A 12,271-nucleotide genomic window follows, 5' to 3' on the forward strand; every position below is an offset into this window, starting at 1 on the left:
GAGCATTTTTGCGCGCATCTTCCAAGCACAAACATCAAATCAATGATGACTCAACAAGGGAGAAGCGGCCATGTTCAGTGGTTTGCGCGCTGCATTTCTGCGCCTGAAAACAAGCGTGGTTTTTTTGACATCGATGATCTCGGGCTCCCGCCAGCGGTGCGACGTGGAGAATGTCAGCGAGGACGAACTGCGGGCCTTCGGTCTGCTCGACGAGAGGATCTCGCCCAGCACCGTCAAGCGTCGCTTCCGTTCCGAGGCGTGGGCCGAGGTGGATCGCTACCAGCGCTTTCCGTGAGGCGCGTGTCAGACCGAAGAACGCGCCGAGACACTTTCGACCGGATGCCGGGCCGGGACGCGGTGCAACAGTTCGGCGGCGACCAGCGCTGCGATCACCGCCGGGCGCTTGTCCTTGACGCTGCCGTCAGCCAAGACATTGCCGACCGGTAGCGTCAGCCGGGCCATCATTGCCGCACTCGCGTCACGATCCTCCGTCTGCCGCTGCAGCCAGTTCGAAAATGTCGCTCGCTTGGTGGCAGAGCCGATCATGCCGACATAGGCGAGGTCTCCCCGCAAAAGCGCCCGTTCGGCGATGAGGAAGTCCAGCGCATGGTCGTGGGTGAGGATGACAGCCGCGCCACCCGGCGCAATCTCCGCCACATGCGCTTCCGGCATGGCAATCAGCCTTGCGGACACTTCTAGCGGCAGTCCCTCCAGCGCCTCGGCGCGTGTCTCGATGACCGTGACGGCAAAGGGCAGGGGCACGAGGGCGCGTGCCAGCGCCAGACCCACATGGCCGCAGCCGAACAGGTAGATTTCGGGGCGCGTGTCCTCTTCGAAGCGGATACGGGTTTGCAGATCTACTGCGACGCCAGACGTCACGACGGTAAACACGAGTTTCGTTCGCCCGCCGCAGCACTGGCCGATCTCGGGTCCCAGCGGAATATCCATCACCACCGCCCCTGAGCCTGCAAGGATAGAGCGGGCATTGTCGATCGCCATATATTCGAACTGGCCGCCGCCGATCGTGCCCCAGATCGCAGTGCTGCTGACCAGCATGAACGCACCTCGCTCACGCGGCGTCGAGCCCTTCGCCTCAGTGATCTCGACGAGGACCGATGCGGGGTTGGCGGCGAGAAACGCGGCAAGCGGCAGGGTCATGGTTGGGGCTCATGCGGCTGCAGCATCGCGGCTCACCCCAACGCCTTCATCCGCTCGACTGCCATCAGCACCCTTTCCGGCGTCGCGGGCGCGTCGAGCCTCGGGCAGGCGGTGTAGTCGGCAACGCTTGCCACCGCCATCGAGATCGCTTCGAGAACCGAGATCGCCAGCATGAACGGCGGTTCGCCCACGGCTTTCGAGCGGCCGACGGTCGGTTCAGCATTTTCAGACCATTCCGCCAGCTGCACGTTGAAGATCTTCGGCCGGTCGGAGGCGAGCGGGATCTTGTAGGTGGAGGGCGCGTGCGTTCTGAGGCGCCCCTTGGCGTCCCACCACAGTTCTTCGGTAGTCAGCCACCCCATGCCCTGCACGAAGGCGCCTTCGATCTGGCCGATATCGATCGCCGGATTGAGCGATTTGCCGACATCATGGAGAATGTCGGTGCGATCCATCATGTATTCGCCGGTCAGCGTGTCGATCGAGACTTCCGACACGCAGGCGCCATAGGCGAAATAGTAGAACGGATGGCCCTTTCCGGCCGCCCGGTCCCAATGGATCTTCGGTGTCTTGTAGAAACCTGCGGCGGAAAGCTGCACACGGTCGTAATAGGCGGCCTTCACGAATGTATCGAAGGGCACGGTGTCGCCGCCGATGCGGATGCGGTTGGGCAGGAATTCCACTTCCGACTTTTCCACCTTCCACTGCCGGCAGGCGAAATCCACCAGCCGCTCCTTGATCTGGCGGCACCCATCGTAGGCGGCCATGCCGTTGAGATCGGAGCCGGAAGAGGCGGCGGTCGCGGATGTGTTCGGCACCTTGCCAGTGGTCGTCGCGGTGATCTTCACCCGGTCAATATCGACCTGGAAAGCATCGGCCACCACCTGCGCCACCTTGGTATAGAGACCCTGGCCCATCTCGGTGCCGCCGTGGTTCAGGTGGATCGAACCGTCGTTATAGACATGCACGAGCGCGCCCGCCTGGTTGTAGGCCGTCAGCGTGAACGAGATGCCGAACTTGACCGGCGTCAGCGCGATGCCCTTGCGAATGACTGGGCTTTGCTCGTTGAACTCGAGGATCGCCTGCCGCCGCGCCTGATAGTCGCTCGACTGTTCCAGTTCGTCGACGATGCGGGCGATGACGCAGTCCTCGACCTCCTGATGATAGGGGGTCGTGGTGCGGCCGGAGCCGGGCTGTCCGTAGAAATTGAGCTTGCGCACCTCGAGCGGGTCTTTGCCGACCGCATAGGCGATTTCCTCGATCATCCGCTCGGCGCCGAGCATGCCCTGCGGCCCGCCGAACCCGCGAAAGGCGGTGTTGGACACCGTGTGGGTCTTTAGCGGTTGCGAGGTCAGGTGCACATGCGGGTAGAAATAGCTCGAATCCGCATGAAACAGCGCCCGGTCGGTGACGGGACCGGAGAGATCGGCGGAAAAGCCGCAACGCGCCGCATAGGTCGCATCGACCGCATGGATGCGACCCTCTTCGTCGAAGGCGATATCGTAATCGACCCGGAAATCATGGCGCTTTCCGGTCATCGACATGTCTTCGTCGCGGTCCGGCCGGAATTTGACCGCCCGGTTGAGCTTCTTTGCCGCGACGGCCGCAAGGGCTGCGAACTGGTTGCCCTGGGTCTCCTTGCCGCCGAAACCGCCGCCCATGCGTCTGGTGCGGACTTCGATCGCGTGGTTCGGCACGCCCAGCACATGCGCCACCATATGCTGCACCTCGCTCGGATGCTGGGTCGAGGACCAGACGATCACGTCGTCATCCTCGCCCGGAATGGCAAAGGCAATGTGGCTTTCGAGGTAGAAATGCTCCTGGCCGCCGATTTCCATCGAGGCCTGAACCCGAAGCGGCGGCTTGCCGATCTCGGCCTCCGGCTCGCCGCGCTTCAGCGTCATCGGTTCGGTCACGAATGGCGCGCCATTGTCGCGGGCCCCTGCGATGTCGCTCCAGTGGGGAAGGTCGCTATACTCGATCTTTGCCAGAAGTGCTGCACGCCTGGCCTGGTCGCGCGTTTCCGCAAACACCGCAAAGATCGGCTGGCCGTGGAACTGCACGAGATCGGTCGCCAGCAGCGGCTCGTCATGGCGTCCGGTCGAGCCGACGTCGTTGGCCCCCGGAATATCGTCCGCCGTCATCACCCAGACGACGCCGGGTGCGGCCTTGACGGCTTCGAGGTCGATCGACACGATCTGGGCATGGGCACGATCGGCAAGGCCCAGCCCGCCATGCAGCGTGCCTGCGGGTTCTGGGATGTCGTCGATATACTCGGCCTGTCCGGTCACATGCTTGTGCGCCGAATCATGCTTCAGCGACACATGCATCGGGCCGTCGATCACGGGCTTCATCGGAAAGCTTGTATTGTCCATCATGCTTCCTCCAGCTCGAACCGGTGCAACTCGCTCGGTGCGCCCGCGGTCTCCAGGAAGAACCGCGTTAGCAGGTTTTTGGCCGTCAGGCTGCGGTATTCAGCGGTCGCCCGCCAGTCGGTCAGTGGCTGGAAATCCGCATCGAACGCGTCGCGCACGGCCGATACCACGCCCCAGCTCCAGGGCTGTCCGGTCAGCATATCCTCCACGTGGGTCGCCCGTTTCGGGATCGCCGCCATGCCGCCAAAGGCGATGCGGATCTCCTCGACCAGCCCTTCCGCATCGAGCATCAGGTAAAACGCGCCGCACAGCGCCGAAATGTCCTCATCGCGGCGCTTGGAAATCTTGTAGACGGCGAAATGGCTGTTTTCTGCCGGGCGCGGCACGACGATCTTTTCGACGAACTCGCCGGGCTGCCGGTCCTGCTTGCCATAGGCGATGAAGTAATTCTCGAGCGGCATCGTGCGGCGACCGGAATGGGAACGCAGCGTCAGTTCGGCACCCAGCGCGATCAGGGGCGGCGGCGTGTCGCCGATCGGCGATCCGTTGGCGATATTGCCGCCGATCGTGCCCATGTTGCGCACCTGGCTGCCGCCGATCCGGTCGATCAGCCGGCCGAAGGCGGGAACCACCGCATCCATCACGCCTTGCGCATCCGCATAACTGACGCCGGCGCCGATCGAGACGCCTCCATCCTCGATGGTGATCGATTTCAACTCGCTGAGGTGGTTGATGAAAATCACAGGGTCGAGCAGCCGCAGCTGCTTCGTCACCCACAGCCCGACGTCAGTGGCGCCGGCCACGACGGTTGCATCAGGGTTTTGGGAAAAGACTTCGGCAAAGGCCTCGACCGAGGCCGGTACGATGGAGCGTGCGCCGTCTTTCTCAACGACGAGCGTGTCGGTCGCCGACTGCATGGAGAAAAGCTTGCCCATGATTTCGGTGCGGTCGCGTTCCAGCGGATCAAACAGCGCGCTCGGGCGGCTTTCCGCCACCTGTTCGGCCGCCTTGACGATCGGCTCGTAACCGGTGCAACGACAGAGATTGCCCTGCAAGGCGCTTTCGATGTCCTGGCGCGACGGCTGTTCGTTGGAAAGCCAGAGCCCATAAAGCGACATCACGAAGCCCGGCGTGCAGAAGCCGCATTGCGAGCCATGACAGTCGACCATCGCCTGCTGCACCGGATGCAGAACGCCATCCTTTGCGGCCAGATGTTCGACCGTGACGATATGGGTTCCGTGCAGCGATCCGAGCAGGCGGATGCAGGCATTGACGCTTTCATAGATCAGGCCGCGTTCGCTCAGCCTCCCCACCAGCACCGTGCAGGCACCACAATCGCCCTCGGCACACCCTTCCTTCGTCCCCGTCAGCCGCCTTCTGAGGCGCAGATAATCGAGAAGCGTTTCCGTGGGGCCGAAATCTCCAAGGCTCAACTCTTCCGTGTTGAGAATGAAGCGGATCGCTGAACTCATCTGTCTCCTTCGTCCGCCGTTCCCGGCTTCTGCTGTCAATTTCATTGGCGCGGATGCCGGGGCATCCGCTCAAAGTCTCTGCCGCGACGCCCCGACGTCTCCGCCGCGACACCCGCCCAACTCTCCTCATTCCTGTGCTCGTCACAGGAATCCAGCAGCGTCGCGTCCGCGACGCGGAAGGGCCATTTCACGCAAAGACTTCGCGTGACTGGATTCCTGTGACGAGCACAGGAATGAGGGTAGCGGGGGTGGGCGTCGTCACCCACATCGCTTGCTTCGCGCAAGTCTACTTCGCAGTGCGGTCGCCGTCGATGGAGATATTTTTGGCGGGGACGCGGGAGGCAACCTTTCCGCCGAGACAGCTGTCCGGATCTCTCCACCGCAGCGACCACCTAGCGTCTCCGTCGCAACACCCGCCCAACTCTCCTCATTCCTGTGCTTGTCACAGGAATCCAGCAGCGTCGCGTCCGCGACGCGGAAGAGCCTTTCCACGCGAAAGACTTCGCGTGACTGGATCCCTGTGACAAGCACAGGGATGAGGGTCGTGGGGAGGACAACGCGCGGCCACGGAGAGCACGCGCAGGGAGACGGAATGAGGGAAGCGGAGACGTGCCGTTTTCTCAGTTGCACTCGCTCCCAATCGCCTCCCACGCCCAAACTACTGCGCCGTCCATCCGCCATCGATGGAGAGGTGCGTCCCCGTGATACTTCTTGCCGCATCGCTCGCGAGGTACAGCGCCGCGGCGGCCACGTCCTCGACCGCGACGAATTCCTTCGTAGCCTGTAGCCGCAGCAGCACTTCGTCTCGCACCTGCGCTTCGCTGATGCCCTTTTCGCGGGCCTGGGCGGGGATCTGTTTTTCGACCAGAGGCGTCAGCACGAAGCCGGGGCAGATGGCGTTGACGGTGATGCCGGATTGCGCAACCTCGAGCGCGACGCTTTTGGTGAGGCCCATGATGCCGTGCTTGGCGGCCACATAGGCGGATTTGAACGGCGAGGCGACGAGGCCGTGGGCGGAGGCGACGTTGATGATGCGGCCCTTGCCTTGCGCTTTCATCAGCGGGATCGCGTGGCGCATCGTGTGGAAGGCGGATGACAGGAGGATGGCGATCAGCTGGTCCCATTTTTCCGGCGGAAAGTCCTCGATCTTTGCCACATGCTGAATGCCGGCATTGTTGACAAGGACGTCGACCGTTCCGAATGTCTTCGCCGTGCTCCGGATCAGATCCTCGATCTCGCCGGGCCTCGTCATGTCGGCCGGGTGGTAGAGGACGGTTGCGGCACCCGCCTCGTCGAGCATCCGGCAGGCGGCCTCGATTGCGTCCTTTTCTCCAAAGCCGTTGATCACGACCGTATCGCCCGCGGCTGCAAAACCCTTTGCGATGCCGAGACCGATGCCGGACGTTGAGCCGGTGACGACGACGGTTCTTGCCATTTTTATAAAACCCTCCCTAGGCCAAAGCGCCCGCGCTTGAGCGGTGCCTCGACCGGAAAGGTACGCTCAAACCTTGCGCCCTGGCAATTGCCAAGGAGTGCCGAAAGAAGGGGAGCAAGCAAGGGCCAGGCGCCAGCCTTGCCCTTGCAGTAAGCTTCAGTTTGCCGGCTTGCCCGCACCGGTTGCGGCATGGGTCGCCTGCGCATGAGACGGGGATCGCGCCGGGTTGCCGGCCGTGTTTCTGGCGGCCTGGCGCACGCGGTTGCGCCCGCCTTGCTTTGCGTCGTAGAGCAGCGTATCGGCCACCCGCAGCATCTGTGCGAAGCTCTCGCCGGCCTCCCCCTGGTAGACGCCGAAGCTTGCGGTGAGACGGCCTTGCGCGAGCGGCGTGACGGTGGTCTTTGCGAGTGCTGCGCGCAACCGCTCGGCGATATCAGCGGCCTCCGTCTCGGTTGTCTTCGGCAAGACGATGCAGAATTCCTCGCCGCCGATCCGCGCCGCGAGATCGTAGGGGCGGACATAATTGGTGGCAATTTCGCCGGCTGCCACCAGAACCTGGTCGCCGACATCGTGTCCGTGACTGTCGTTGATGGTCTTGAACTTGTCGAGATCGAACAGGATGACCGAGATCGGTTCCGCCTGGCGCTCGGCGCGTGCCAGTTCCTGCGCAACGCGTTCGCTCAGCCAGCGGCGGTTGCCAAGCCCGGTCAAAGGGTCGGTCATCGCCTGGTGGCGCAGCTTCTGCATCAGCGTTTCGACTTCGGCGACCATCGAGGTCACAGCCGTCGCGAGCACGCCGATCTCATCATCGGCTTTGGAAAACATCCGCACCGGCTGGCCTTCGTCGCGATAGGTTTTGACCGCGCGCGTCAGGCTGCGGAGCGGCCGCAGCAGCAGCCAAAGGCCCGAAAGGCAGGCCACGGTGCCGATCAGCGTGGCGCCGAGCAGCAACAGAAGAAGCGTGAGCGGCTGGGTTTCGAAACCGATCGCGAGATAGGCGATCACGGCGATCAAGGGCACGTGGATGGACAAAAAGCAGATCATGAAGATCTTGGCCGTCAGTGATTTCCTGAAAGGCTGCAGCGCCATCGGGGGGGTCGGATTCATCCCGGCTCCTTTTGAAGATACAAGTCCCCTGCGGGGTCCAAAGACCGCATAAAGCTATGGGTGCGTCCAAAAGAGGGCGCTCGCTCAAAAAGGCAAATGCGAAATTTAGCAGTTTCGCCGCTGATCCTGTGGATAACGGTGCGGCACCCGCTCGATTCCAGCCTCCATGGCGGGGAGTTGCGGTTTGACGGCGACGGCGGCATCTGCTCAAACCGTGATCAACGCGCAAATGGTGAGGGAGGGCAGCATGGCGGGTTACATCCTGGCGATCGATCAGGGAACCACGTCGACACGGTCAATCGTGTTTGACGAAACAATGCAGATCGCCGGTGTCGGCCAGACCGAGTTTCCGCAGATCTTTCCGAAATCGGGCTGGGTGGAGCACGATCCAGAAGCGATCTGGGAGAGCGTGCTCGTGACGGTCAAGCAGGCGCTGAAGGCCGCAGGCCTTGAGGCATCGCAGATCGCCGCAATCGGCATCACCAACCAGCGCGAGACCGTCGTCGTGTGGGACCGCCAGACCGGCAAGCCGATCCACAACGCCATCGTCTGGCAGGATCGCCGCACTGCATCCTATTGCGAAAAGCTCAAACGCGAGGGTCTGGAAAAGACCTTCTCGAAGCGCACCGGCCTGCTGCTCGACCCGTATTTCTCCGGCACCAAGCTTGCCTGGCTGCTGTCCAACGTGAAGGGTGCGAGGGCGCGCGCCGCAAAGGGCGAACTCTGCTTCGGCACGATCGATACGTTTCTGATCTGGCGGCTGACAGGGGGAAAGAGCTTCGTCACCGACGCCACCAATGCCTCGCGCACATTGATCTACAATATCGCCGACAATGCCTGGGACCAGTCGCTGCTTGATATCCTCAAGATCCCGGCCGCCATGCTGCCCGAGGTGAAGGACTGCGCCGACGATTTCGGCGTGACGGAAAAATCCCTGTTCGGCGCCGAGATCCCGATCCTCGGCGTTGCGGGCGATCAGCAGGCGGCAACGATCGGCCAGGCCTGTTTCGAACCGGGCATGATGAAATCCACCTATGGCACCGGTTGTTTCGCCGTTCTCAACACGGGACGCGACATGGTGCCTTCGAAAAACCGGCTGCTCACCACCATCGCCTACCGGCTGGACGGCGAGACGACCTATGCGCTGGAAGGCTCGATCTTTATCGCGGGCGCTGCCGTGCAATGGCTGCGCGACGGAATCGGCGTCATCGACAAGGCGTCAAAATCGGGAGATCTCGCCGCAAAGGCGGATCCGCAGCAGGACGTCTATCTGGTGCCCGCCTTTACCGGCATGGGCGCGCCGCACTGGGATGCGGAGGCGCGCGGCGCCATGTTCGGCCTCACACGAGCGACGGGACCGGCGGAAATTGCCCGCGCCGCACTCGAAGCCGTCTGCTACCAGACCCGCGACCTGCTAGATGCCATGTGCCGCGACTGGAAGAACCGCAGCGGCGACACGGTGCTGAGGGTCGATGGCGGTATGGTTGCTTCCGACTGGACGATGCAGCGTCTCTCCGACCTCCTCGACGCACCGGTCGATCGCCCCAAGATCCTCGAAACCACCGCCCTTGGCGCCGCCTGGCTCGCCGGCTCCAAGGCCGGCGTCTGGCCAGACCGCAAGGCTTTTGCCAAAAGCTGGGCGCGAGAACGCCGGTTTGAGCCGGAGATGGACCCGAAGACACGGGTTGCCAAGATCAAGGGCTGGAAGGACGCGGTAAGGCGGACGTTGACGAAGGGGTGAGGGGGAATTTTGGCCTCAGCCCTCTTGCTTATCTAGCACCAGTCAATTTGTCGCTTGTTGACCGACCGCTCCCAGGTCGGGCTTGTAGCCGGGTTGACTGAATGGAGCCGGCTGTTTCCGCATCGATCGTGCTTTCAACTTGGAACGAACTGCGCCGACCGATGCTGCTCCGAGCATGATTCCCAAAAGTGCGGACGTCTTGATCGAGAGAAACGCGCCGCCGAACAGCGCCGTCGTGGTGATGTAGATCGATGCCATCAGTGGCAGGATCGGCGGCGTCAGGCGGGTCGAACTCAGGACGCCTGAAAAGAGGTAGAGGCAGAGCAACATGCCTGGCAGTGTGGCAGCGTAGACGAGATAGAGGATGCCGCTGTCGCCGAACCGGCTCACGTTCAAGGCGCCCGAGAACAACTCGAAGATGTTGGTACTGGTGACGACATCGAATGTGATGGCGATGCGTCGAGGGGTTTCGGACTCGGCAAGCCGGCCATCACTCATCATGTAGAAGAAAAATGCCGCGACCAGCACGATGGCCGGACCCCAAGCCGACCATGCCATTCTGATATGCGACTGGAGACATGAGAGGCCGAAAAAGAGGATGATCATGGCGGACGGCACACGCGAGTCGGCCAGCAGTGCCAGGACCAGGCAGGCGGCAAATGCGCCCGCGCGTTGCCAGGGGTAGTGCCGGAACCAGACGGCGAAGAACATGCAGGCGACGACTGCGAAATATCCGAGCGACAGAGGTTCCAGAAACGGTCCACCGATCCGGTGATCGGTCAGGAAGCCGAAGAAACTTCCGCCGCCGCGGTTGGCGCCGAGATAAAGCCCCATCTCGTCCGAGCCGCTGGCGAGCTGGTCGGAGACCCAGACCCGGGTGTTGCGGAAGAACGAGAGGGGATTGAACAGCGTGGTATAGAGGCCGACCAGGAACGCATCCAGAAAGCAGATGACACCGACCGCAGCGATGATCAGCTTGAAGGCCTTGAACGGAAATTGCCTGATGACACTTCCGAAGATGATGAAGATCGGGATGACCATCAGGTCGTAGTAATGTTTCGAATTGAGCTCGTTCCAGATCGACGCCAAGAGTGCAAAAACACCAAGGCAGGCGCAGGCGATCCAGAAGCTCAACGGAAGATGTGGCCGCCGCAGGACAGCAACAGCAATTGCTGCTGCAGTAATCGCTAATTGAGCGACGGACGCGATAGTTGAATTGACCGGAAACAGAAGGCTGTTGGAGAAAGCAAGGGCCGTATTCAAAAGCGTTGCGGCAAACAAGACTATGCTTGCCGGCCTGTCGGCGTCGTTGTTTTTTATATAGGTCTGCAATGGCTGCCCCAATCCCGTCAACCGCCTCCGGTTTGTGGAACTGTTCTTAGCAGATTGATGTATTCATCGACAATCTGTCAGGATTTATTTCTCGCGCTGTCGTCTGCCTGCAGTTTGAGCAGTATCTTACGGACGGGTTGCTTATTTATCGTCTTCGCACAAGACGATCCGTTCCGATTGGATCAGCGCAGGCCGCGGTCGCCGTCCGATCGGTGTCCCATAAAAAGACACGTCATACCGGGTAAAATTCGGCAGCGCCATTTTCATGCCGGTATCGCTCGCCTATGGTCGCACCGCAAATTCGAGAAGGTGAAGAATGGTTCGGCTGCTGCGTGTTCTGTCGTTTTTTCTGGTGTCATGCTTGGCGGTCGCTGCCGGCCGGACCGAGGCGCAGGCAGGTTACGCGCATTTCATCTATGATGTGAGCGCGGGCAAGATTCTTGCGTCCGAAAATGGCGACGTGCTCAACCACCCCGCGTCGCTTACCAAGATGATGACGCTTTATCTCACCTTCGAGGCGATCAAGAGCGGCCGGATGACCTGGGACGAGCAGATCGTCATGACGCCGAACGCGGCGTCGAAGATCCCGTTCAAGCTGGGGCTGAAGCCCGGCGAGACGCTGTCCGTGCGCGAGGCGGTGCTTGCCACCGGCATCCGATCCGCCAACGACTCGGCGGCGGCGCTCGGCGATCGTCTTGGCGGTTCGGAAGAACGGTTCGCGACGATGATGACGGCGAAAGCCCGGGCGCTCGGCATGTCGAAGACGGTGTTCCGCAATGCGTCCGGCCTGCCGGATCCGGCCCAGATCACCACCGCCCGCGACATGGCGATCCTGGCTTTGTCGCTGATCCGCGACTATCCGAGCGAGTACCAGCTGTTTTCGATGCGTTCGTTCGTGTTCCGCGGCCGGACCATCCGTGGCCATAACAATCTCATGTACCGCTATCCCGGCATGGACGGGATCAAGACCGGTTTCGTCAACGCCTCCGGCTACAATCTGGCAAGCGCCGTTGTCGTCAACGGCAAGCGCTATATCGGCGTGGTGATGGGCGGCAAGTCCGCCCGCAAGCGCGATGACCAGATGGCGGCGCTGCTCGATCAGTATACCAACCCGATGCGGCCGGCAGGCGGTGCGCTTGTGGCGACGGCGGAACCGCAAAAGCGTCCCGGCGTCCAGCCTGGGGGCCAGGCGGGAGCTCCGGCGGCGGGCCAGGTCCTCTCCTATGCCGAACAGCCGCGCCGTCAGATTTCGCCCGGCATGGCATCGTCGAGCCAGAGGACTGTCGCTGCCAGTGCCGGCGGCAGAACCCAGTCGCGCACCGGCATCGAACCGCCGGTTCCCTTGCCCTCCGCGCGGGTCGCCGATGCGTCGAGCGCTGCATCGCAGGTGGATGCCGCGTCGAACGCCGCAGGCTGGAGCATCCAGGTTGCCGCCGCCGGCAGCCGCAGGGCCGCGACCGCGATGCTGGAGCGGGCACTGCCGGTTCTCGCAGGCGGGTTCGGCCCGGCGGCACCAAGCGTCGAGGGTTACAAGGATGGCGCCCGCGAGTATTTTCGCGCACGTTTTGTTGGATTTGCCAGCCGTGAGGTTGCCGCCAGCGCCTGCGCCTCGCTGCAGGCGAAATCGATGACCTGTTTCGTGGTGCGCTGAGGC

Annotated in this window: 9 protein-coding genes; 3 read left to right on the top strand and 6 right to left on the bottom strand. The window is 62.4% G+C overall.

Annotated elements, in window-relative coordinates; translation table 11 throughout:
• Positions 1-115 precede the first annotated feature (115 nt).
• Positions 116-295: a hypothetical protein gene (locus ASG19_RS09170; RefSeq protein WP_156461906.1), complete on the top strand. Its 180-nt coding sequence runs from the start codon at positions 116-118 to the stop codon at positions 293-295.
• Positions 296-303: 8 nt separating this feature from the next.
• On the opposite strand, the gene xdhC is transcribed toward ASG19_RS09170, so the two are convergent.
• From xdhC to ASG19_RS09195, 5 genes are all read right to left on the bottom strand, one after another.
• Positions 304-1,158 carry a xanthine dehydrogenase accessory protein XdhC gene (xdhC, locus tag ASG19_RS09175; RefSeq protein ID WP_062455513.1) on the bottom strand — a complete coding sequence of 285 codons (855 nt, stop codon included), beginning with the start codon at positions 1,156-1,158 and terminating at the stop codon, positions 304-306.
• A 32-nt stretch (positions 1,159-1,190) separates the two neighbouring features.
• Positions 1,191-3,530, bottom strand: a complete 2,340-nt coding sequence (xdhB, locus tag ASG19_RS09180; RefSeq protein WP_062455516.1) for a xanthine dehydrogenase molybdopterin binding subunit — start codon at positions 3,528-3,530, stop codon at positions 1,191-1,193.
• Positions 3,530-5,002, bottom strand: a complete 1,473-nt coding sequence (gene xdhA, locus ASG19_RS09185; protein ID WP_062455519.1) for a xanthine dehydrogenase small subunit — start codon at positions 5,000-5,002, stop codon at positions 3,530-3,532. Before xdhA ends, xdhB begins: the two co-directional genes overlap by 1 nt.
• A gap of 658 nt (positions 5,003-5,660) precedes the next feature.
• Positions 5,661-6,437, bottom strand: coding sequence for a 3-hydroxybutyrate dehydrogenase (locus tag ASG19_RS09190; RefSeq protein WP_062455520.1), 777 nt, complete (start codon positions 6,435-6,437; stop codon positions 5,661-5,663).
• Between the two features lie 156 nt (positions 6,438-6,593).
• A complete protein-coding gene (locus ASG19_RS09195) occupies positions 6,594-7,544 on the bottom strand; it encodes a sensor domain-containing diguanylate cyclase (protein ID WP_082472015.1) in 951 nt (316 codons plus the stop codon).
• Positions 7,545-7,791: 247 nt separating this feature from the next.
• On the opposite strand from ASG19_RS09195, the gene glpK reads away from it, so the two are divergent.
• Positions 7,792-9,285, top strand: a complete 1,494-nt coding sequence (glpK, locus tag ASG19_RS09200; RefSeq protein WP_062455523.1) for a glycerol kinase GlpK — start codon at positions 7,792-7,794, stop codon at positions 9,283-9,285.
• A gap of 42 nt (positions 9,286-9,327) precedes the next feature.
• Here glpK and ASG19_RS09205 read toward each other — a convergent pair whose 3' ends face one another.
• Positions 9,328-10,617, bottom strand: coding sequence for a hypothetical protein (locus ASG19_RS09205; RefSeq protein WP_062455527.1), 1,290 nt, complete (start codon positions 10,615-10,617; stop codon positions 9,328-9,330).
• A 316-nt stretch (positions 10,618-10,933) separates the two neighbouring features.
• Here ASG19_RS09205 and ASG19_RS09210 point away from each other — a divergent pair, with 316 nt between their 5' ends.
• On the top strand, positions 10,934-12,268 hold the full coding sequence (locus ASG19_RS09210) for a D-alanyl-D-alanine carboxypeptidase (RefSeq protein WP_062455530.1): 1,335 nt from the start codon (positions 10,934-10,936) through the stop codon (positions 12,266-12,268).
• Positions 12,269-12,271: the final 3 nt, after the last annotated feature.

Origin of the sequence: Rhizobium sp. Leaf306 (assembly GCF_001423425.1) — a bacterium.
In the GTDB taxonomy this organism is placed as follows: Bacteria; Pseudomonadota; Alphaproteobacteria; order Rhizobiales; family Rhizobiaceae; genus Neorhizobium; species Neorhizobium soli.

What these genes read in the sequence shown, in the direction of transcription:
- ASG19_RS09210 (WP_062455530.1), top strand. Translation starts at nt 10,934, where the DNA reads ATGGTTCGGCTGCTGCGTGTTCTGTCGTTTTTTCTGGTGTCATGCTTG.
- ASG19_RS09195 (WP_082472015.1), bottom strand. Translation starts at nt 7,544, where the DNA reads ATGAATCCGACCCCCCCGATGGCGCTGCAGCCTTTCAGGAAATCACTG.
- xdhC (WP_062455513.1), bottom strand. Translation starts at nt 1,158, where the DNA reads ATGACCCTGCCGCTTGCCGCGTTTCTCGCCGCCAACCCCGCATCGGTC.
- ASG19_RS09190 (WP_062455520.1), bottom strand. Translation starts at nt 6,437, where the DNA reads ATGGCAAGAACCGTCGTCGTCACCGGCTCAACGTCCGGCATCGGTCTC.
- xdhB (WP_062455516.1), bottom strand. Translation starts at nt 3,530, where the DNA reads ATGGACAATACAAGCTTTCCGATGAAGCCCGTGATCGACGGCCCGATG.
- xdhA (WP_062455519.1), bottom strand. Translation starts at nt 5,002, where the DNA reads ATGAGTTCAGCGATCCGCTTCATTCTCAACACGGAAGAGTTGAGCCTT.
- glpK (WP_062455523.1), top strand. Translation starts at nt 7,792, where the DNA reads ATGGCGGGTTACATCCTGGCGATCGATCAGGGAACCACGTCGACACGG.